Annotated in this window: 22 protein-coding genes and 1 riboswitch; of the genes, 10 read left to right on the plus strand and 12 right to left on the minus strand. The window is 72.7% G+C overall.

Going from position 1 to position 20770, the window contains the following annotated elements:
• Positions 1-75: 75 nt before the first annotated feature.
• The 4 genes from ACIPW5_RS32395 to ACIPW5_RS32410 form a co-directional block, all read right to left on the minus strand.
• Positions 76-315: a hypothetical protein gene (locus ACIPW5_RS32395; RefSeq protein WP_401252681.1), complete on the minus strand. Its 240-nt coding sequence runs from the start codon at positions 313-315 to the stop codon at positions 76-78.
• Between the two features lie 37 nt (positions 316-352).
• Positions 353-1591, minus strand: coding sequence for a tetratricopeptide repeat protein (locus ACIPW5_RS32400; RefSeq protein ID WP_401252684.1), 1239 nt, complete (start codon positions 1589-1591; stop codon positions 353-355).
• A gap of 35 nt (positions 1592-1626) precedes the next feature.
• Positions 1627-2553, minus strand: coding sequence for a hypothetical protein (locus ACIPW5_RS32405; protein ID WP_401252687.1), 927 nt, complete (start codon positions 2551-2553; stop codon positions 1627-1629).
• Between the two features lie 121 nt (positions 2554-2674).
• On the minus strand, positions 2675-2833 hold the full coding sequence (locus ACIPW5_RS32410; protein ID WP_401252690.1) for a hypothetical protein: 159 nt from the start codon (positions 2831-2833) through the stop codon (positions 2675-2677).
• A 382-nt stretch (positions 2834-3215) separates the two neighbouring features.
• Between ACIPW5_RS32410 and ACIPW5_RS32415 the strand changes: the two genes are divergently transcribed.
• Together ACIPW5_RS32415 and ACIPW5_RS32420 are read left to right on the plus strand one after the other, a co-directional pair.
• Positions 3216-4259, plus strand: a complete 1044-nt coding sequence (locus ACIPW5_RS32415; protein WP_401252692.1) for a helix-turn-helix domain-containing protein — start codon at positions 3216-3218, stop codon at positions 4257-4259.
• Between the two features lie 16 nt (positions 4260-4275).
• Positions 4276-4848: an HD family hydrolase gene (locus ACIPW5_RS32420; protein WP_401252695.1), complete on the plus strand. Its 573-nt coding sequence runs from the start codon at positions 4276-4278 to the stop codon at positions 4846-4848.
• Between the two features lie 844 nt (positions 4849-5692).
• Here ACIPW5_RS32420 and ACIPW5_RS32425 read toward each other — a convergent pair.
• From ACIPW5_RS32425 to thiO, 3 genes are all read right to left on the minus strand, one after another.
• Entirely contained in the window at positions 5693-6487 is a 795-nt protein-coding gene (locus tag ACIPW5_RS32425) for a thiazole synthase (RefSeq protein WP_401252698.1), read from the minus strand.
• A 4-nt stretch (positions 6488-6491) separates the two neighbouring features.
• Positions 6492-6692: a sulfur carrier protein ThiS gene (gene thiS, locus ACIPW5_RS32430; protein ID WP_401252701.1), complete on the minus strand. Its 201-nt coding sequence runs from the start codon at positions 6690-6692 to the stop codon at positions 6492-6494.
• The gene (gene thiO, locus ACIPW5_RS32435) at positions 6689-7870 is read right to left on the minus strand and encodes a glycine oxidase ThiO (RefSeq protein WP_401252704.1); all 1182 of its coding nucleotides are present in this window, start codon (positions 7868-7870) and stop codon (positions 6689-6691) included. The genes thiS and thiO overlap by 4 nt, the downstream gene beginning before the upstream one ends.
• A riboswitch (TPP riboswitch) is annotated at positions 7868-7980 on the minus strand. (Overlaps the previous gene by 3 nt.)
• 114 nt (positions 7981-8094) lie before the next feature.
• Here thiO and ACIPW5_RS32440 point away from each other — a divergent pair.
• The 5 genes from ACIPW5_RS32440 to ACIPW5_RS32460 all read left to right on the plus strand — a co-directional run bounded on the left by ACIPW5_RS32440 (position 8095) and on the right by ACIPW5_RS32460 (position 12491).
• Complete coding sequence (locus tag ACIPW5_RS32440) at positions 8095-9327, plus strand: NAD(P)/FAD-dependent oxidoreductase (RefSeq protein WP_401252707.1); 1233 nt, start codon at positions 8095-8097, stop codon at positions 9325-9327.
• Between the two features lie 157 nt (positions 9328-9484).
• Positions 9485-9850 carry an Rv2175c family DNA-binding protein gene (locus tag ACIPW5_RS32445; RefSeq protein WP_042803199.1) on the plus strand — a complete coding sequence of 122 codons (366 nt, stop codon included), beginning with the start codon at positions 9485-9487 and terminating at the stop codon, positions 9848-9850.
• 76 nt (positions 9851-9926) lie between these two features.
• Positions 9927-10565, plus strand: coding sequence for a thiamine phosphate synthase (thiE, locus tag ACIPW5_RS32450; protein ID WP_401252711.1), 639 nt, complete (start codon positions 9927-9929; stop codon positions 10563-10565).
• A gap of 78 nt (positions 10566-10643) precedes the next feature.
• Complete coding sequence (gene metF / locus ACIPW5_RS32455; RefSeq protein ID WP_401252714.1) at positions 10644-11558, plus strand: methylenetetrahydrofolate reductase [NAD(P)H]; 915 nt, start codon at positions 10644-10646, stop codon at positions 11556-11558.
• Positions 11559-11609: 51 nt separating this feature from the next.
• Complete coding sequence (locus tag ACIPW5_RS32460) at positions 11610-12491, plus strand: hypothetical protein (protein WP_401252716.1); 882 nt, start codon at positions 11610-11612, stop codon at positions 12489-12491.
• Positions 12492-12512: 21 nt separating this feature from the next.
• Here ACIPW5_RS32460 and ACIPW5_RS32465 read toward each other — a convergent pair whose 3' ends face one another.
• From ACIPW5_RS32465 to ACIPW5_RS32485, 5 genes are all read right to left on the minus strand, one after another.
• Positions 12513-13946, minus strand: a complete 1434-nt coding sequence (locus tag ACIPW5_RS32465; protein ID WP_401252718.1) for a phytoene desaturase family protein — start codon at positions 13944-13946, stop codon at positions 12513-12515.
• A gap of 10 nt (positions 13947-13956) precedes the next feature.
• The gene (locus ACIPW5_RS32470; protein WP_401252721.1) at positions 13957-14601 is read right to left on the minus strand and encodes a DUF4126 domain-containing protein; all 645 of its coding nucleotides are present in this window, start codon (positions 14599-14601) and stop codon (positions 13957-13959) included.
• Between the two features lie 101 nt (positions 14602-14702).
• Complete coding sequence (locus ACIPW5_RS32475) at positions 14703-15104, minus strand: DUF3040 domain-containing protein (protein WP_401252724.1); 402 nt, start codon at positions 15102-15104, stop codon at positions 14703-14705.
• A 310-nt stretch (positions 15105-15414) separates the two neighbouring features.
• Positions 15415-16173 (minus strand): methyltransferase, encoded by a 759-nt coding sequence (locus ACIPW5_RS32480; RefSeq protein ID WP_401252726.1) that lies wholly within the window; start codon positions 16171-16173, stop codon positions 15415-15417.
• Positions 16174-16246: 73 nt separating this feature from the next.
• Complete coding sequence (locus ACIPW5_RS32485) at positions 16247-16729, minus strand: SAV_6107 family HEPN domain-containing protein (RefSeq protein ID WP_401252729.1); 483 nt, start codon at positions 16727-16729, stop codon at positions 16247-16249.
• A gap of 249 nt (positions 16730-16978) precedes the next feature.
• Between ACIPW5_RS32485 and ACIPW5_RS32490 the strand changes: the two genes are divergently transcribed.
• The 3 genes from ACIPW5_RS32490 to ACIPW5_RS32500 are packed head-to-tail and all read left to right on the plus strand — an operon-like array spanning position 16979 to position 20641.
• A complete protein-coding gene (locus tag ACIPW5_RS32490) occupies positions 16979-17923 on the plus strand; it encodes an ATP-binding cassette domain-containing protein (protein WP_401252732.1) in 945 nt (314 codons plus the stop codon).
• The gene (locus ACIPW5_RS32495) at positions 17895-19985 is read left to right on the plus strand and encodes a YhgE/Pip family protein (protein ID WP_401252734.1); all 2091 of its coding nucleotides are present in this window, start codon (positions 17895-17897) and stop codon (positions 19983-19985) included. Before ACIPW5_RS32490 ends, ACIPW5_RS32495 begins: the two co-directional genes overlap by 29 nt.
• Positions 19986-20014: 29 nt before the next feature.
• Complete coding sequence (locus ACIPW5_RS32500) at positions 20015-20641, plus strand: TetR/AcrR family transcriptional regulator (RefSeq protein ID WP_401252736.1); 627 nt, start codon at positions 20015-20017, stop codon at positions 20639-20641.
• Positions 20642-20770 lie beyond the last annotated feature (129 nt).

The raw sequence follows: 20770 nt of genomic DNA on the forward strand, positions 1-20770 counted from the left end.
CGGGGCCAGGGGCGCGACTACCTGCACCAAAAGTCGATCAGAGCACGCTACGGAGCACCCAAGCGCGACAGATCGCTACGCGCTCCTCATCTCTCGGCGTCCGGCGACCGCCTGGGGCTGATACCTGCACCAGAGGTTGATCAGGGCGGTGGGAGAAGCGGTCAGGCGCAGGAGATCGCTACGCGCTTCTCTGGTCTTGGGCGGGAAGCCGCCGCGCCCTGTCGTGGACTTCCTCTCGCCGTCGAAGACGATGCCGGTCTCCTCGCGGTACTCCCGGATCGCGTACTCCTCCGGCGGGATCCAGGTCGCACTCATGTGGTGGTCTCCGATCAGGCGGCGGCGAGGCCTTCAGCTAGTTCGGCTGGGGTTGGGCGGATACCGGGCTCGGCGGGGCGGAAGGGAACCCTCGCAGCGCTTGATCCCGCGCGCGGAAGCCGAAGCTGATGAGGATGACGCTCTCTCCGGTGCCGAGGGGTGTTCGGCCGTGAGGCGTGAGCGCTCCGTCGAACACCACGCAGTCACCGGGTGCGAGTGCGCATTCCGCGTACCCGCTTGGTCCGATGAAGACGGTGGCGCTCACCGTGGGTGCCGCGGTGGGGCGGTCGTGCTTGAGGCAGAGGATCAGGTTGACCTCCCCGAATCCGAACTCGTCGAGGTGGAAGTCGAGGAACTGGCCCTCTTCCAGGTAGGCGATGTAGACACCGGTGTGGGGCTGCTCGACGTTCAGGCCGGTGGCCCGCGCTGCGACGGCGGCGAGATCGGCATGTGCGGCAAAGTGGTGGGCCGCGTCACCGACGGCCGCGTTCCACTTGCCGTTGTGCAGACATCCGTCAGCCGCGATGGCCTTCTCGGCTTCCTCCGTCATCGCGCCGAGCAGTTCGACGGGGAACTGAGCACGCAGATGGCGGGGCTGTACACGCTGGTGTGCGGTGAGGCCGCCGACGGCTTCGCGGAGTGCGGGAAAACCGTCCTCCCACCCGGCCGGCGTCCGGGCCGTGGTGTGCGACTGGAGCCATGACGTCCACTGCCTGCTCCACTGCACCTCTTCCGCCCGGCTGATCAGCAGCTCCACGCGGTCCATGACGGACTGCGTCGCCTCGATCAGCGCGGCGTCGCCCTTGGCATGCCGCAGTTGCAGCGCCTCTTGGATGTGAGCGCGGGCCGCCGCGAACTCACCGCGCTCCATCAAGTGCTTGCCGTAGTGCTGGAGGGCGAAATCCACGAGTTCCGGGTGCCGGCTCCGGGACATGTCCAGGGCCCGGCGGTAGAACGCGTCGGCGGAATCCGCATCCCCGCCGTAGCGGTAGGCGTCACCGAGGTTGATTTCGGTGGCGATGGCGGCGTGGCTGTTTCCGCTGGCAGTGGCCAGGTCGAGTGCCTGCCGCAGAAGCGTGCGGGCCTCCGCGTAGTCGCCCAGGACGACCGAGCCGACGCCGATCCACCGGGACAGCACCCGCCGCCGGTCGGCGTCTTCCTCCCCGGACAGTCCCCGCAGTTCCGCACGCAGTCCTTCGACGGCTGCCGTCAGATGGTCCCGGTCGGCGGGAATCATGCGAAGACCCTCGTCATGTGCGATGAAGTGGTGCAGCACGCGCCTTCTCCTCCCTTCGCGCTTTTCACGGCTGACTACAGCTCGTCGGTCTGGCGGCGCAGGCCGGCCAGCAGCTCCCGGCCGTGCCGGGTGAACTGCTCGCCGAGAAGTTCGAGCTGGTCCATGAGGTAGCGGACGGCCGGCATGCCCTCGTCGTAGGCGGCCTGGAAGCACGCCCGCTCGTTGACGGTCAGGTCGTCGCGGTCGAGTTCGGTCCGGCGGAACCGCAGAAGCTGGTTGTACACGCAGGTGGCGTGGAAGGCGCGGTCCACCTCCCAGAACTGGTTACGGGTCACCCCCTGCGCTGCGCGCCACGCGATCTCGATCTTGGGGGAGGTCTTGGAGGAGTAGCCGTCGGCGAAGACCTGCGTCGACAGGACGTGGAAGCTGATCGACTGGTGGACGCCCTCGTGGAGGAGGTTCTCCGCGAGGAAGAGAGGGGACGGCTCCGTGCTGACGGTGTTCGGGGGGATGTGGTGCTGGGCCTTCTCGGAGAACACGATGACGTACGGGAGCGCCGGGTCGCTGGAGCTGGTCAGCGAGGAGATGCGGACGCCGGGCTTGAGCCTCACCCACAGCAAGCCCCGGACGAACTCGCGCACCCGCGCGAAGCCGTCGGGGTGGACCGTCGCCAGCCGCTCCAGCGCCCTGGTCAGCGCCGCGCGGTGCTCCTCGGTGTGCTCGACGAGCTCGTAGTCGGTCAGGTTGATCTCTTCGGCGATCTGCGCGGGGAGTTCGGCCGCGTACCAGTCGAAGGCAGCGCCAGCGACATGGACGGGGGCGCTGCGCAGGGCGCGGGCGTAGTCGCCGTAGGGGGTGCCGGACTTCACGAGGTGCTCCATCAGGGCGAACGGAAGGGCTCGCTCGGCGCCGTCCTCGCGGAGCCGGGTCAGCGCCGGGTCCTGCCGGCCGAGATCGAAGAAGGAGCCGGCCTTGACGCGGGTGGCGATGCTGGTGTGCACGTGGGTTCTCCCTGGTCGAGATGGGCAGGCAGTGGTGGGAACCGGTGCGGGGCGCCTCGGTATGAGCAGCCGAGACGCCCCGCGACGCCGTCAGCTAGGCGGCGTCAGTGCGGTGCCAGGGTCAGACGGCCGGCGTCGCGGGCTCGAACACGCCGTCCGGGACGGAGTGGTCCAGCCGCCGGGTCAGGGACTCGACGGCCACCGCGGGCGCGAAGTCGCCGTCCGGCACCGAGTGGTCCAGACGTCGCGTCAGGTTGTTGACCTGGATTTTTTCGGACATAGGAGTTCTTCCTTTCCGAGAAGGCACCCTGCTCCGGTCGGTGCAGGGTGTGGTGCGGCCCGCCCCGAGCCGTACGGGCAGGGCGGGAGTCCATGGGGTCAGCGGGCGTCGGCCTGCCGCAGGGCCTGGTGTCCGACGGGGGACGCAGCGGACCGCAGGACGGCGCGAGGATGAGGGCCTGCGGCCCGCTGCTGGGGGACGCGTCAACGGGTTCTCCCCTTCCGGGTCCTGTCCGTTTCCGCCCTTTGAACGTACGGTCGCGAGAACCGCGATAGGACTGACTGGCAGTACGTGTTGGGGGACGGAGCGTCGTCGGGAGCTGGGCATGGCGGGGAGAGGACCCGCGCGGAGTCGTGCGGCTACGGGATCGGTTGCGGGGTTCGTGCTGCGGCTGGCGCGGGAGAGCATTCCGCGCACGCAGGCGGCCATGGCGGAGGCCCTGGGGGTGGACCTGGGTACCTTGCAGGGGTGGGAGTCTGGGCGGCGCCCGCTGGCGAACACGAAGGCGGGGGCGCTGCTGAGTCTGAGGCGGCGGCTGGCACTGCTGGGTGCGGACGCCGGGGTGGTGGGGTTACTCGATCCGGCGATGGACGCCGACCAGATCATCGGGGCTGCCCTCGAACCGCCGGAGGTCTTGGAGTTGCATCCGCTGGCGTCGTGGGTGCACACGCGGGACACCGCGCACATGCTGGCGTGGGCGCTGACCGGGGTGGCACCGTTCGCTCTGGCCGGTCGTATCCCGGTGCCGCGGCGGGGTCCTGCTGCCGCTGCCCCGCTCCTTGCGGCCGGGGACCGGGGGCAGTTCTTCGAGCACCTGCGGGAGACCGCCGAATCCGCGAGGCAGGGCGCGGGCGGGGTGCTGCTGCACCGTCAGGCCCTGTATCTCGCTTCGTACGACCGGGGCCCGGAGGCGGCCTCGTGGACGGCTCACGCTCTGTATGCGCGGCGGGGTCTGCTGGTTCGGCGGGGGTGGTCGGAGCACTGGCCGGAGGCCCGCTCGACGGCAACGGCGCTGGCGCGGCTGGGGGATCCTCAGCCCCTGTTGGATTTCATTGAGCGGTCGCTGGCCGGCGACGACACCGCCGAGGCCGCGAACTTGAACTACTGGGCGTACTGGCTCGGAGGGATCCGGCTGCCGCAGTCCGACGACGGGTTCATGCGGGACCGGGAGCTGACCGGGTGGGATCCGGTCACCCTGCTGCGGGGCCTGGTGCGCGGACTGCACTACGCGCCGGGGTACGTGGACCTGTACGCGCACACGCTGTGGTCCTTGCTGACCGCGTATCCGTGGCTGCCGCAGGCGTCGGGGGTGTTGGCGGCGGAGCTGGAGGAGCGTACTGGGAGGCTGCTGGACGGGGGCGTGATCTCCGAAAGGTCCCGGCACGAACTGGGCGCATTGCATTACGTTTTGCGTGATCGCACCTGAGAGCGGAGGTCAGCGCATGGCAGACGAGACGGCGAAGGGCACGGCCGCGTTCCTGTTCGAGATGGGCGTGATGAAGAACGCCAAGAGGACCGGCTGGTGGTTCACCGGTAACAGCAACCCCGAGTCGATCGCCGACCACTCGTTCCGCGTGGGGATCATCGGTGCCGTGCTGGCCATGATGGAAGGCGTCGACCCGGCGAAGGTCGCGCTGATGTGTCTCTTCCACGACACGCAGGAGACGCGGATCGGCGACATCCCGCACATCGGCCGCCAGTACATCGACGTCGCGGGCAACGTGGACGTCACCGCGGACCAGGTGGCGCGTGCGCACCCTGCCGTCCGGTCCGGCGTGCTGCGGGTGGTCGAGGAGTACGAGGCGAATGACAGCCCCGAGGCGGTCGTGGCCAAGGACGCGGACAAGCTGGAGTGCCTGGTGCAGGCGGTGGAGTACCGCTCTCAGGGCAATACGCTCGTACAGGACTGGATCGACACCTCGCTGAACAGCCTCAAGACCGCGTCCGCCCGCGAGCTGGCCGAGGCCGCACTGACCATGTCGCCGTTGGAGTGGCGGAACAAGTACCTGGGCTGACCCGAGAACGACGAAGCCCCCCACGGCCGGCTGGGTGCCGGGGCGGGGGGGCTTTGCCGTGCGGGTCTCAGATCATGCGGCGCATCTTGGGGCCGATTTGCCCAGGGTGCCGATCGCGGACATGGTGCCGTTGTCGTCGTTGCAATGACACGCCTGACCGCTTCCCGCGCTGCTCCGGTCGTCACCTGGTGCGGGTATTAGCCCAGGACGGCCGTCAGTCGCCGAGATCTGAGAAGCGCGTAGCGATCTGACGCGCCCCTGCGCTTCCGCACTGCTCTGATCGACTTTTGGTGCGGGTGTCAGCCCAGGGCGGTCGCCGGACGCCAAGCCGGGAGAAGCGCGTAGCGATCTGACGCGCTTGGGTGCTCCGGAGGCGGCACTGGTCAACTTCTCGTGCAGGTAGCCGCGCCCCCGACTCTGGATCGGGGCCATGGCGGGCCCGGATGCCCGGCCGGCCAAGGCCCGGCCCCTCGCCTGATCCCTGACGGACCCGTCCCTGTTCCTCTGGACCGTGCCGTTTCTTTGGGGGTTTCCCGGCAGTCTTTCGGCTTTCCGGGGCGGGTCGGCCTGTCAAGGGTCGCCGAAGGCGATCGCGTAGCGACGCGACCGGAGGGAGCGCCCTTGACAGGCCGGCACGACACGGAAGGACGATGGGACTGACGGGAAGCCCCCAACCCTCCCTGAGACCGCCCGAGGGTGTACCGCTCACCCGGCCCCCGGCCCGCAGATGGGGAGGCGGGTGGGCAGGCGCCGACCGGCCCCCACCCCCTCGAGGGGGAGATGGCGGGCCCCCGCCGTGAGCAGCCGACAGGGCCCGCGCCGCAGCCCCCGTACGCCCGCCCCCTCAGAACGCCGGGCGTTCCGGGTCCAGGGCTGCGCGGCCCTCGACCGGGGAGGAGGCTTCGGCGAAGCGGCGTTGGGGGATGCGGCCCGCGCGGTGGGCGAGGCGGCCCGCCGTGACGGCGTCGCGCATGGCGGCCGCCATCAGGGCGGGGTGCTGTGCGCGGGTCACCGCGGAGGCGAGCATGACGGCGGCGCAGCCGAGTTCCATGGCCAGGGTGACGTCCGAGGCGGTGCCCGCGCCCGCGTCGAGGATGACCGGGACTCCGGCGCGTTCGGTGATCAGCTCGAAGTTGTGCGGGTTGCGGATGCCCATGCCCGAGCCGATCGGCGAGCCCAGCGGCATGATGGCCGCGCAGCCCACGTCCTCCAGCTTGCGGGCGAGCACCGGGTCGTCGTTGGTGTACGGGAGGACGGTGAAGCCCTCGTCGACCAGGACCTCCGCGGCGTCGAGCAGTTCGACGCCGTCGGGCAGCAGGGTGCGTTCGTCGGCGACGACCTCCAGCTTGATCCAGTCGGTGCCCAGCGCCTCCCGTGCCAGGCGGGCCGTGAGCACGGCCTCGCCGGCGGTGAAGCAGCCCGCGGTGTTGGGGAGCACGGCGATGTCCAGCTTGGACAGGACGGACAGGACGGAGCCCTGGACGGTGGGGTCCAGGCGGCGCATGGCGACCGTGGTCAGTTCGGTGCCGGAGGCGATCAGGGCGCGTTCGAGGATGTCCAGGCTCGGTGCCCCGCCGGTGCCCATGATCAGCCGGGAGGAGAAGGTGCGGCCGCCCAGGGTGAAGACGTCGTCAGCCATGGGGTCAGCCTCCCTGGACCGCGGTGAGGATCTCGATCCGGTCGCCCTCGTCGACGGGCGTGGCCCGCCACTGGCCGCGCGGTACGACGGTCTCGTTGAGCGCGGCGGCCACGCCGGAGGGGGCGGTGGTGAGGGTGGCGACCACCGCGTCGAGGGTGGTGCCGGCCGCGACCTCGCGCGGCTCGCCGTTGACGGAGATGGTCATGCGAAGGACTCCTGACGCGTGGAGGAGAAGCGGCGCGGGGTGAAGGGGCGGGCGATCTCCGGCACGGTGCCGGTGGTCAGCAGTTCCGCCATCACGTCGCCGGTGAGCGGGGTCAGCAGCACCCCGTTCCGGTAGTGCCCGGTGGCCAGGTGGAGGCCGGGCAGGTCGGTGGGGCCGAGCAGCGGCGCGTTGTCGGGGGAGCCGGGGCGCAGGCCCGCCAGGGTCTCGACGAGCGGGAGCTCGGTGATGCCGGGTACCAGTTCGTGGGCGTCGCGCAGCAGCTCGTAGACCCCGCCGGCGGTGACGGTGGTGTCCCAGCCGAGTTCCTCGCTGGTGGCGCCGACGACGAGTTCGCCGTTCTCACGCGGCACCAGGTAGACGTGGCTGCCGCGGACGACGGCCCGTACCGTCCGGGACAGGAAGGGCGCGTACGCGGGCGGCACGGCGAGGCGCAGCACCTGTCCCTTGACGGGCCGTACGGGCGGCAGTGCCTCGGCGGGTACGCCGGCCAGCCGGCCGCTGAGCGACCCGGCGGCGAGGACCACCTGGTCGGCGCGGAGTTCCGTGCCGTCGTCGAGCAGGGCCCCGGTGGCCCGGTCGGCGGTGACGAGGAGGCGTTCGGCGCGGGTCCGGTGGACGGTGACCCCGGCGCGTTCGCAGGCGGCCAGCAGGGCGGCGGCGAGCCGGCGGGGGTCCACCTGGTGGTCGCCGTCGACGCGCAGCCCGCCGCGTACGCCGGGGGCGAGCATCGGCTCCAGGCGGCGGCATTCGCGGCCGGTGAGCCACTCGGACTCCAGGCCGCAGCGGCGCTGGAGGGCGTGGAGTTCCCGCAGGTGGAGGCGGTCGTCGGCGTCGAGTGCGACGGCGAGGGTGCCGCAGGCCCGGTAGCCGAGGTCCATGCCGCCGCTGGCTTCGGTGAGCTCGGCGGCGAAGGCGGGGTAGCGGGCGGCGGAGGCGACGTTGAGGCCGAGCAGGGTCTCCTCGCCGTAGTGCAGTTCGGTGACGGCGGCCAGCATGCCGGCGGCGACCCGGGCGGCGCCGCCTCCGGGGTCGGGGTCGGCGAGTGCGGTGCGCAGTCCGTGCCGGGCCGCGCGCCAGGCCGTGACCAGGCCGATGATGCCGCCCCCGATGACGAGGACGTCGGATCCCCTGCCGGATCCGTTCCGAGATGAGTGCATGGGCGTCCAGCCCCTCCCTTCGCCGGCATGACCCGGATCAGGTTCGTACGGTCGGAGGCCGGCCAGCCTCCCTCTCAGCCCGGTGCGCCCGGACTCCCGCGATAGGTACGGTGGCCAGGTTAACCCCGACGCCGGGGTCGGGTAAGGCTGCCTCCCCGCTGCCGGTCCGGCGATCTCCCGGCCCCCTGTTCCTGACGGGCCGTCAGTTCACTAGGCTGGGCCGCGTGAGCGAGCAGACGGAACAGCAGACGGAACAGACGAACCCCGGCGTCGTGATCGTGGGCGCCGGAATGGCCGGTGTGCAGACCGCCGTGGCCCTGCGGGAACAGGGCTACGAGGGCCCCGTGACCCTGCTGGGCGCCGAACCCCACCAGCCCTACGACCGGCCCCCGCTCTCCAAGGCGGTGCTGCTCGGCAAGGCCGAGGACTCCGCGTTCGAGGTGGACTTCGAGGGCCTGCGCATCGACCTGCGGCTCGGCACCGAGGTCACCGGGCTCCGGGCCGGGGCCCGCGAGGTCGACACCGAGGCCGGCCCGGTTCCGTACGAGGTGCTGGTGCTGGCCACCGGAGCCGTGCCGCTGACCCTGCCGGGCACCGAGGGGGTCCCCGGGGTCCACCTGCTGCGCACCCTCGACGACGCCGCCCGGCTGCGCCCGGTGCTGGCCTCGGCCCCGGAGGCCGTCGTGGTCGGGGCCGGCTGGATCGGCGCCGAGTTCGCCACCGCGGCCCGCGAGGCCGGCTGCGCCGTCACGGTGGTCGAGGCGGCGGACCGGGTGCTGGCGGGGGCGCTGCCCGCCGAGGTCGCCGAGCCGATGGGCCGCTGGTACGCGGAGGCCGGCGCCACCCTGCTCACCGGTGCGAGGGTCGCCGGGGTCGAGGAGGGCCGGGTCCTGCTGGCGGACGGCCGCGAGCTGCCCGCCGGGGCCGTGGTCGTCGGCATCGGCGCCCGGCCCGCCACCGGCTGGCTCGTCGGCACCGGGATCGAGCTCGGCGCCGACGGCTCCGTCACCGCGGACGCGTACCTGCGCACCTCGCTGCCCGGCGTGTACGCGGTCGGCGACTGCTCCTCCTTCCCGTCGGCCCGCTACGGGGCGCGGCTGCTGGTCCACCACTGGGACAACGCCCTCCAGGGCCCCCGGGCCGTCGCGGCGAACGTCCTCGCCGGGGAGCCGGTGCAGGTCTACGACCCCGTGCCGTACTTCTGGTCGGAGCAGTTCGGCCGCTTCGTCCAGTACGCGGGCCACCACGGCGCGGCCGACACCCTGGTGTGGCGCGGCGACCCGGCCGGCGCCACCTGGTCGGTGTGCTGGCTGCGCGGGGGCGCGCTGGCCGCCGTGCTGGCCGTGGGCCGCCCGCGGGACCTGGCGCAGGGCCGGAAGCTGATCGAGACCGGTGTGGCCGTGGATCCGGCCAAGGTCGCGGACCCGGCCGTTCCGCTGAAGTCGGCCGCGGCCTGAGGCCGCCCCTGGCCCCAGGTCTGCTGTCTCCTGGCCCCCGGCCCGAGGCTTCCCGGCCCCCGGCCCGAGGCTTCCCGGCCCCCGGCCCGAGGCCTCCCGCCCCCGGACGGACGGGGCCGGGTACCGGCGGCCCGTTCGAGGTGGCAGGCTTGTGCCCGTGACCGAGATTGACGCAAAGATCGATGCCCTCGTCCCCTCCTGGCTGTACCTCCCCGACATCGCGGAGATGCTCGACATCGAGGTGACCCGGGTCCGCCAGATGGTCAAGGAAGGGCAGCTGATCGCTGTACGCCGGGGCGAGAACCGCGCCCTGCAGGTTCCGGCCCAGTTCATCGACGGCGACAAGGTTGTCAAGGGCCTCGTCGGACTGCTGACCGTACTGCGGGACGACCGCTTCTCCGACGAGGAGATGCTGGAGTGGCTCTTCACCGAGGACCCCTCCCTGCCCGGCACCCCCGTGCAGGCGCTGCGGGAGAACCGCGGCACGGAGGTGAAGCGGCGCGCCCAGGCGCTCGCCCTGTGACCGGCTGAGCAGCGGGTGCGGCGGGCCGGGTAACCTCGGCCCGCCCGCACACCGTCACCACCAGGGGGGTACTCCCATGCAGCAGCTGTCCGACGCCCGGCTCTACCTGTGCACGGACGCACGCAAGCGGCAGGGCGACCTCCCCGAGTTCCTGGACGCCGTCCTGGCCGGCGGCGTCGACATCGTCCAGCTCCGCGACAAGGGCATGGAGGCGGGCGAGGAACTCGAACACCTCCGGGTCTTCGCCGAGGCCGCCCGCCGCCACGGCAAGCTCCTCGCGGTCAACGACCGCGCCGACGTCGCGCACGCCATCGGCTCCGACGTCCTGCACCTCGGCCAGGGCGACATCCCCGTCCCCGCCGCCCGCGCCATCCTCGGCGACCGGGTCCTGATCGGCCGCTCCTGCCACGCCGAGTCCGAGGTGGACGCCGCCGTCGCCGAGCCCGGAGTGGACTACTTCTGCACCGGCCCCTGCTGGCCCACCCCCACCAAGCCCGGCCGCCACGCCCCCGGCCTCGACCTGGTCCGCTACACGGCCTCCCTCGCCCAGGACCGCCCGTGGTTCGCCATCGGCGGCATCGACGCCGGCAACCTGGACGAGGTCCTGGACGCCGGAGCCACCCGCGTCGTGGTCGTACGGGCCATCACCGAGGCCTCCGACCCCGGCGCCGCCGCCGCCGAACTCGCCAAGAGGGTCCGCGCCCGGCTCGGCTGAACCCCCGGGGTGTCCAAAAATCTGTCCAGCTTGTGGACAACGCTTCGGTGTCCGGCGGGCCGCGTCTAACCTGCCGGTATGGCCCTTGGTACCGCTTCCACCTGGTCGGACCGTGCGCACACGGTCCGCGACCTCCTCGCGTCCGGAACCTCGTACTCCTTCGAGTTCTGGGCTCCCAAGACCGAGAAGGGCGAGCGCAACCTCTGGAACGCCCTCCGCCGGATCGAGGCGGTCTCCCCGAGCTTCGTCTCCGTCACGTACGGGGCCGGCGGCTCCACCCGGGGCGGCACGGTCCGCGCCACCCAGCAGATCGCCTCCGACACCACCCTGACCCCCGTCGCGCACCTGACCGCGGTGGACCACTCCGTCGCGGAGCTGCGCCACGTGATCGGCCAGTTCGCCGACGCCGGCATCCGCAACATGCTCGCGCTGCGCGGCGACCCGCCGGGCGACCCTATGGGCCCCTGGGTCAAGCACCCCGAGGGCGTGGACTACGCGGCCGACCTGGTGCGCCTGCTCAAGGAGTCCGGCGACTTCTGCGTCGGCGTCGCCGCCTTCCCCGAGATGCACCCGCGCTCGGAGGACTGGGACACGGACATCCGTCACTTCGTGGACAAGTGCCGCGCCGGTGCGGACTACGCCATCACCCAGATGTTCTTCGATCCCGAGAATTATCTGCGGCTGCGCGACAGCGTCGCCAAAGCGGGCTGCGAGACCCCGATCATCCCCGAGGTCATGCCTGTTGTGGGCATCAAGCAGCTCGACCGGCTGCCGCAACTGAGCACCGCGGTCTTCCCCGACGCGGTCAAAGAGCGCATGCTCGCCGTCAAGGACGATCCGGCCGCTGTACGCTCCATTGGCATCGAGTTCGCCACGGAGTTCTGCGCGCGGCTGCTGTCCGAGGGTGTTCCGGGACTGCACTTCATCACGCTGAACAATTCCACGGCGACCCTCGAAATCTACGAGAACCTGGGCCTGCACCAGCGGGCCTGACCGGCCGTCTCCACCTTCCCGCGCGGGCGGCCGTACCGAGAGGGGCCTTGCATGGGAATGACGGTCCTCTACATCGCGTTCGGCATCGTCGCGTTGTGGCTGCTTGCCGAGGTCCTGATGCAGTACAAGGCCCGGCTGCGCTGGCGCCTGCTCGCCTTCATCGGCTTCGTCGGGGTGGTGGCCGGGGTGATATTGCCGTCGGTGCTCGTGATCGCCGTCGGCGCGACCGCGTTCGCCGTGGGCCAGACCCTCGTCACGCTGTCCTTCCGCAAGGGCTTCGTGGCCGGCTGGGCCCTGCGCCGCGGCGGACGCCCCGAAGCGGCCGAGGCACCGGGCAGACGCCGCCGCTCCGGGGGCGCACCGGCCCCGGAGCCCGCGCTGGAGGTCACCGGGCTGGAGTACGGCGCCGAGGACCGGGCCACCGGCGGGGACACCCCCTCCCGGGACGCGGTGTTCACCCCGCAGCCCGTGCCCGAGGAGACCGGCTCGTACGGGATACAGAGCTTCGTCCCCCAGCAGCCGCAGCAGCCCGGCGCCGAGACCCCCTTCGCCTCGCCGTTCACCACGGCCGAGCAGGACGCCCACCAGTACGCGGCCTACTACGACCAGCAGCAGGGCCAGGGCGGCTACTACCCCGGCGGCGAGCAGCAGGTCTACACCGCCTACTCGGACCCGTACATCGGCACCGGCGGCGAGGTCTCCCCGGCCCCGCCCTACGACGGCGCGGCCTACCCGCCCTACGCCGACCCGGCCCAGCAGCAGTACTCCATGGACACCCCGCCCGGTGGGGTCTGGGTCCCGCAGCAGCGCGCCACGGACGCCCCGCCGCAGCAGCCGCCCTACCCGGAGCAGGACCCGCAGCAGCCGCAGGAGTACCCGTACCCGTACCAGGGCAACGGCAACGGGGAGTACGGCGGCCAGTACCGCCACTGACGGGGCCCGGCGGGCCGGGGCTCACTGCGAGCCCCGGAACTCCGCCCCCTCCACGATCAGCCCGGCCACCAGGGCGCCCGTCATCCCGGCGTGCGCGAGTCCGCCGCCGGGGTGCGCCCAGCCGCCCGCGAGGTAGAGCCCGGGCAGGGCGGTCGTGTTCGCCGGGTACAGCATCCGGCCGCCGTCCCCCGGCAGCGCGGGCGCCGGCACCGAGCCGCCCCGCGCGCCCGTGGCCGCCTCCACGTCCGCCGGGGTGCGCACCTCCTGCCACAGCAGCCGCTTGCGCAGCCCGGGGACGGCCCGTGCGGCGAGGTCCAGCAGCTTCTCCGGGTCCGGGACCGGCGCACCGCCCGCGGGGCCGCAGACGGCGCTCACGGTGACCGCCTCGTGGTCCGCGTCGGGCCGGGTGGCGGGGTCGTCCGGGCGCAGCACCGTGACCAGCCGGACGCCCGCCGAGCCGGGGGAGTGCACCAGCGTGCGGTGGACCGCGTCCGCCGGGCGGGCGCCGCGGAGGGCCAGCAGCAGGGTCAGCCGCCCGGGCACCTCGCTGCCCCGGGCCGGTACGCCGCCGCGCGGCCGGGGCACGGAGGCGGCCGGCAGCTGCCTCGGGTCGACGGCGCAGACGACCTGGTCGGCGGCGGCCTCGGTGCCGTCGGCCAGCCGCACCCCGGCGGCCCGGCCGTCGCGGTGCAGCACCGCGCGGACGTCGGCGCCGAAGACGAACTCCACCTTCCGCTCCCGGCAGCGCTCGTACACGGCGGTGGCCAGCTCGCGCATGCCGCCCCGGACGTACCAGCTGCCGAAGGTCTGCTCCATGTAGGGCAGCGCGGCCGCGGCGGCGGGCGCCGCGTCGGGGTCCAGGCCGTACGCCAGGACCCGGCCGGCCAGCAGCTCGCCGAGCCCGCCGCCCAGCTCGCGCCGGGCCACCTCGGCCAGCGTCGGCGTACGGCGGCGCAGCAGGCCGCTGCCGCGCAGCGCCGGGTAGGGGTCGCGGCCGAGGACCTGCCAGTCGGGGCGCAGGGGCTCCTCCAGCAGGGGGCGGCGGGTGGCGTCCCAGGTGTCGCGGGCCCGGCCCAGGAGGGCGTTCCAGCGCTCGCCGGCGCCCGCGCCGAAGGCCTCGTCGAGGGCGGTGGCGACCCCGCCCCGGGAGGCGCCCGGGAGGGTGACGGCGGCGCCGTCCAGGACGTGCCGGACCGCGGGGTCCAGCTGGACCATGTCGACGCAGTCCTCCAGCGGCCGCTTGCCGGTCTTCACGAACAGGTCGCGGTAGACGGCGGGCAGGTGCAGCAGTCCGGGCCCGGTGTCGAAGGCGAAGCCGTCGCGCTCGTACCGGCCGACGGCACCCCCGTACGTGGACCCGCGCTCGTACACCGTCACCTGGTGGCCCGCCACGGCCAGCCGGGCCGCCGTCGCCATCGCGCCCATGCCGGCGCCGATCACCGCAATTCTTGCCATGGCGCTGAGCCTATCGAGCGGGGCCGGGGGGCCAGCCGGGCGGTGCCCCGCCCGGGGCGCGGGCGGCCGCGAGGCGTTTCTCCTCGCGGCGCTGGGCCCGCCGCCGTCGGTAGCGGCGGATCCGGCTCCAGAGGTAGACGATCAGGGCGAGGCCGATGAGCAGCAGCACGGCGGCGATCACGGCGGCGGCCTGGGGGTTGAACATCGCGAAGGTGACGATGCCGGCCACGCCGAGGTCCTCGGCGGTGCTCAGCACGATGTTGCTGACCGGCTCGGGGGAGGTGTTGACCGCCATCCGGGTGCCGGCCTTGACGAAATGGCTGGCCAGCGCGGTGGAGCCGCCGACCGCCCCGGCGGCGAGGTCGGACAGCGAGCCGCTCTGCCCGGCGAGCAGGGCGCCGATCACCGCTCCGGCGACGGGCCGGATGACGGTGTGCACGGTGTCCCAGAGGGAGTCCACGTACGGGATCTTGTCCGCGACGGCCTCGCACAGGAACAGCACGGCCGCGGCGATCAGCACGTCGGTGCGCTGGAGGGAGGCCGGGACGTCGTCGGAGAGGCCGGTCGCGCCGAAGACGCCGAGCAGCAGGACCACGGCGTAGGCGTTGATGCCGCTGGCCCAGCCGCTGGTGAAGACCAGGGGGAGGACGCTCATCTGATCAGCATGCCGCAGTGCGGGCGATCGGGTGGGCGGAAACCGTGAGGGGACGGCCGCGGTGCAGCAGCCGTCCCCTCACGTGCGGAGTGTGTGCGGGGCTACTGCCCCTGTTCGTCACGGCGGCGCTGCCACCGTTCTTCGATGCGGGTCATCATCGACCGACGCTGCCGGTTTCGGCCACGGGCCGAACCTCCGGCACTTCCGGAGACGGGCTGCTCGCCGGGCTTGGGTGCCTTGCGCCAACCGGTGACCACGAGGACCGTACAGGCCAGCATGACGAGGAATCCCACCACGCTGATCCAGAGCACTTCCTGCCAGATCACACCAGTCATGAGGAGCGCGATACCCACCACAATGCCTACGACTGCCTGGTAGACCCGTCGCCGGGTGTACGTGCGCAGTCCACTGCCCTCAAGCGCTGTCGCGAACTTGGGGTCTTCGGCGTACAGCGCTCGCTCCATCTGCTCGAGCATTCGCTGCTCGTGCTCCGAGAGCGGCACGGGAGTCCTCCTCATCCGTCGGTCGCGGGGGGGTAGCGACCAGGGGTCCCCTTCAGGATAGGCGGGGAATCGCCCCCGTGATACCCGCCCTCTACGCCACATTCTGCAAACCACCGTGCCAGGCAAATCCAGCGAGCCGGACGCGGTGCCGAACGAACGGGTGCTTCGAACGTACCGGAGCCAAGGCGGTCATTGAGGCGCTTATTCCCCAATGAGCAGTCCGCCATGCCGACCGGTGCACCCGATCATACGGGTCGGCGCGCCGGAAGGGAGGGGATCCGCCGGAAGGCCGCCGGAGCAAGCCCGCAGATCAGGCGGGCTTCTCGCCCAGGACGTGCAGCTGCGTGGCCACCGCGTGGAAGGCGGGCAGCTCGGCGGCGGCCTCCTCCAGACGCAGCAGCGCCTCCACGGCGCCGGGCTCGGTGTCCACCAGCACGCCGGGGACCAGGTCGGCGAAGATGCGGACGCCGTGGACCGCGCCGACCTCCAGGCCGGCGTCCCCGACGAGGGCGGCCAGCTGCTCCGCGGTGAAGCGGCGCGGCACCGGGTCGCCGGAGCCCCAGCGCCCGGCCGGGTCGGTGAGGGCGGTACGGGCCTCGGTGAAGTGCCCGGCGAGGGCCCGGGCCAGCACGGCCCCGCCGACGCCGGCGCCGAGCAGGCTGAGGACGCCGCCGGGGCGCAGGGCGGCGACGGCGTTGGCCACGCCCTCGGCCGGGTCGTCCACGTACTCCAGCACGCCGTGGCAGATCACCACGTCGTACGCGTTCCGCTCGACGACGTCCAGCAGGCCCTGGGCGTCGCCCTGGACCCCGCGCACCAGGTCGGCGACGCCGGCCTCGGCGACCCGGCGCTCCAGCCCGAACAGCGCGTTCGGGCTGGGGTCGACCACGGTCACCCGGTGGCCCAGGTGGGCCACGGGCACGGCGAACTTGCCGGTGCCGCCGCCGGTGTCCAGCACGTCGAGGACGTCCCGCCCGGTCGCCTTCACCCGGCGGTCGAGGGCCTCCTTGAGGACCTCCCACACCACGGCGGTGCGGAGGGAGGCGCGGGGGCGGGAAGTGTCCGACACGGCTGATGGCTCCTCGGCGCTTAAGGGTGGGGCGGTGCGTGCCCCACCCTATTGCCTCGGCCGACCGGGCAGCTCATCCGGCGTCCGGACGCTCCGGGCGGGGTTGTGGCAGGGCCTGCGCCACGGGCTGCAGCGCGAGCATCCGCTCCACCAGCCGCAGGAACATCCCCACCTCCCGGACGAGGTCGTCCGCGTCCCGGCCGCTCGCCGCGTCCGGTATCCCCGCCTCGGCCCGGGCCCGGCGGGCGGCGCCCGAGGCGAACAGCGCGCTCCACTCGGTCAGCTCCGGCGCTATCTCCGGCAGCACCTCCCACGCACTGCGGATCCGGGGCCGCCGCCGCGGGTTCACCGGTTCGGGCCGCCCGCGCGCGGCGAGCACGGCCGCGGCGGTGCGCAGCGCGGCCAGGTGGGCGGTGGCGTACCGCTCGTTGGGCCGGGGCAGCAGGGCCGCCTCGGCCAGGCCGCTGCGGGCCTTGGCGAGCAGGTCGAGGGCGGCCGGGGGTGCGGACGCCCTGCGCGGGACGGGGTGGACAGGGGACGGGGACGGTGTGGCCATGACGAACCTCCTGTCGTTGCGTGGTGCTCGGCGTGCTGCCGGTGTGTGCGTTCGTGTGTCCATCGTGACGGCCGCCACTGACAATCGCGCCTACCTGCGGTTTTGGCGGAACGGGCGGCCGGGGTGAGCCGGCGGGATCACGCCCGGATCGCGTCGGAATCCCGCCGGGAGGGCCCCTCGGGCGCGTTCCCCGCTCCCGAACCTGCTAGTTTTTGAACTGACTGGTCAGTTCAAAAGAAGGGGGAGGGTGTGGACAGCCCGCACGGAGCCGCCGTCAAGGCCGAGGGCTTCGGACTCAAGGGCCCGCGCGGCTGGGTGTTCCGGGGCGTGGGGATCGACGCGGCCCCCGGATCCCTGATCGCCCTCGAAGGCCCCTCCGGCAGCGGCCGGACCTGCCTGCTCCTCGCCCTCACCGGGCGGATGAAGGCCACCGAGGGACACGCCGAGATCGGCCGCCACCGGCTGCCCAAGAAGATGGCCGCGGTCCGCCGGATCGCCGCCCTCGGCCCGGTCCCCGGGGTCAACGACCTCGACCAGGCCCTCACCGTCGCCGAGCAGCTCCGCGAGGGGGCCATGCTCCAGCGGCGCTACGAGGCCCCCCTGCGGACCCTGCTGCGCCCGCGCGGCGAGCGCCGGGCCACCGCCCGGACCCGGATCGACGAGGCCCTCGCCGCCGTCGGACTGGACCCGGCCGCCCTGCCCAAGGGCGAGCGGACCTCCGTACGCGACCTGGAGCGCCTGGAGGCCGTACGGCTGTCCGTGGCCATCGCCCTGCTGGGCGGCCCCCGGCTGCTGGCCCTCGACGACCTCGACCTCAAGCTCTCGGACGCCGAACGCGCCGAGGCCTGGGCCCTGCTCCGCTCGGTCGCCGACCGCGGCACGACCGTCCTCGCGGTGTGCAGCGAGGCCCCGGAGGGCGTCACGGTGGTGCGCACCGGGGCGGAGCCCGGGACCGGCGCCGCCGCACCCGCGAAGCCGGTGCCCGCCGCGCCGGCCGCCGAGGGTCCGAAGATCACCTGGGGCCTGCCCCCGGGCAAGGACACGGACCCCGACGCCCCCGCCACCGCACGGCCCGGGCCCGAGGAGCCCCCAGCGCCCGCAGCCGGGGCCGCGGAGCCCGCCACCGACCACGACGAAGCCACGGAAGACACGAAGGGGGCGGACGATGCGCTCGCCGAAACTGGCCGCGCTTGAGCTGAAGCGGTTCGGGCGGGGGAAGCTGCCCCGGGCCGCCCTCGTCGCGCTGCTCCTGCTGCCCCTGCTCTACGGGGCCCTGTACCTCTGGTCGTTCTGGGACCCGTACAGCCGCCTCGACAAGGTGCCCGTCGCCCTCGTCAACGCCGACAAGGGCGCCGACGTCAACGGGGAGCACCTCGACGTCGGCGGCGAGATCGCCCGGAACCTGCGCGAGCGCAAGACCTTCGACTGGCGCGAGGTCAGCGAGCAGGAGGCGGCGAAGGGCCTGGAGGACGGGACGTACTTCCTCTCCCTGACCATGCCCGCCGACTTCAGCGAGAAGATCGCCTCCAGCGGCGGAGCGGACCCCGCCACCGGGGCCCTCCAGGTCCACACGAACGACGCCAACAACTACATCGTCGGCTCGATCTCCCGCACCGTCTTCTCCGAGGTCCGCTCGGCCGCCTCCACCAAGGCCTCCCGCAAGTTCCTCGACAAGATCTTCGTCTCCTTCTCCGACCTGCACGACAAGACCGCCGAGGCCGCCGACGGCGCCGACAAGCTCAAGGACGGCGCGGGCAAGGCCCAGCAGGGCGCGAAGGACCTCGCCGACGGCCTCGACACGGCCAAGGAGAAGTCCGGGGAGCTCACCGGCGGCCTGAAGAAGCTCAACGAGGCCGCCGGCAAGCTGGAGACCGGATCCCGGCAGGTCGCGGACGGCACCCAGAAGGTCGCCGACAAGGTGAGCGGCATCACCGACAAGGCCCGCCCCTTCGTCAAGGACCCGAAGAACCTGGCGGACACCGCCAAGCTCGTCGGGGACACCGCGGCCGTCGTCAGGAACCACCTCGACAAGGCGGTGGAGAAGGCCCCGGCCGCCGCGTCCATCGCCAAGCGGGCGGCCACCCGGGCCGACACCTTCTACACGAAGTACTGCACCGCCGCGGCCCAGCCGGCCCCCGCCTACTGCGCCGACGCGAAGGTGGTCAAGGACGACACGGCCGAGGCCGCCCTGCTCGCCGGCGACGCGAACACCGTCCTCGGCAACTCCAACGGCGACATCGCGAAGCTCAAGGGCCAGCTGACCGACCTGGAGAACAAGGCCCGCGAACTCGCCGTCAAGGCCCCCGCCCTCGCCGGCGACCTCGACGCGGCCGTCACCCAGGCCAACGCCCTCAACGACGGCGCCCACAAGGTCGCCGCCGGCATGGCCGAACTCCACAAGGGCATCGGGACCGCCGCGGGCGGCTCCGGCAAGCTGGGCGAGGGCGTCGGCAAGCTCGGCGACGGCGCCGAGAAGCTCAACGGCGGCATGTTCAAGCTGGTCGACGGCAGCGGACAGCTCGCCGGCGGCCTGCACGACGGCGTCGGCAAGATCCCGGACTACGACCAGCAGCAGCGCGACGCCCGCACCCAGGTGATGGCCGACCCGGTGCAGCTCGCCAGCCAGGCCCTGCACAAGGCGCCCAACTACGGCACCGGCTTCGCCCCGTACTTCATCCCGCTGTCGCTGTGGGTCGGCGCGATGGTCGCCTACATGCTGATCGCCCCCATGAACAAGCGGGCCCTGGCCGCCGGCGCCTCGCCCTGGCGGATAGCCCTCGCGGGCTGGCTGCCCGTGGTCGGCCTCGGTGCCGCGCAGGTGGGCGCGCTGATGTCCGTACTGCACTGGGCCCCGGGCCTCGGCCTGAAGATGGCCCACCCGGCCCTGACCATCGGCTTCCTGGTCCTGGTCACCGCCTGCTTCGCGGCGATCATCCAGTGGCTGAACGCCAAGTTCGGGGCGGCCGGGCGGATCCTCGTCCTCGCCTTCCTGATGCTCCAGCTGACCTCGGCCGGCGGTACCTACCCCGTCCAGACCAGCCCGGACTTCTTCAACGGCATCCACCCGTACCTGCCGATGTCCTACATCGTCGAGAGCCTGCGCCGCCTCATCACCGGCGGCGACCTCACCCCGGTGTGGCAGGGCGGCGCGGTCCTGGTGGCCTTCACGGCCGGAGCCCTGGCCCTCACCGCGCTCGCCGCCCGCGGCAAGCAGGTGTGGACCATGGACCGGCTGCACCCCGAACTGAGCCTGTAAGGGGCTGTTGACCTGTGAGAATCAGCGCCATGGAAAGCAGTAGCACCACCGCCGTCGGTGCCCGGCGGCAGGCCACGCGGCAGAAGCTGTACGAGGCGGCCGTCACCCTCATCGCCGAACAGGGCTTCTCCGCGACCACGGTCGACGAGATCGCCGAGCGGGCGGGCGTGGCCAAGGGCACCGTGTACTACAACTTCGCGAGCAAGACCGAACTCTTCGAGGAGCTGCTGCGGCACGGGGTGGGTCTGCTGACCGCCTCGCTGCGGGCGGCCGCGGACGAGACCGAGGCGCGCGGCGGCAGCCGGATCGAGGCCCTCGACGGGATGATCCGCGCGGGCCTGGTCTTCATCGACCGGTACCCGGCCTTCACCCAGCTGTACGTCGCCGAACTCTGGCGGACCAACCGGGCCTGGCAGTCCACCCTGATGGTGGTGCGGGGCGAGGCGGTGGCGGTCGTCGAATCGGTGCTGCGGGAGGGCGTGGAACGCGGGGAGCTGAGCGCCGAGATCGACGTGCCGCTGACGGCGGCGGCGCTGGTCGGGATGGTGCTGGTGGCGGCGCTGGACTGGCAGGCCTTCCAGAGCGAGCGGTCCCTGGACGACGTCCACTCGGCACTGTCGCTGCTGCTGCGGGGGCGGGTGAGCGGAAGCCGCTGACACCCCCGGTCGGCGGTGCCGCTGCCGCCGGTCGGCGGCGTAGAACTGAGTATCCGTACTCAGACGCAGAGATGAGTATGTGTACGGATGGGCTCCGACCTGCGAAGACAGCAGACTGGAGGTCATGGA

Origin of the sequence: Streptomyces sp. NPDC090077, assembly GCF_044747545.1 — a bacterium.
Taxonomy (GTDB): Bacteria; Actinomycetota; Actinomycetes; order Streptomycetales; family Streptomycetaceae; genus Streptomyces.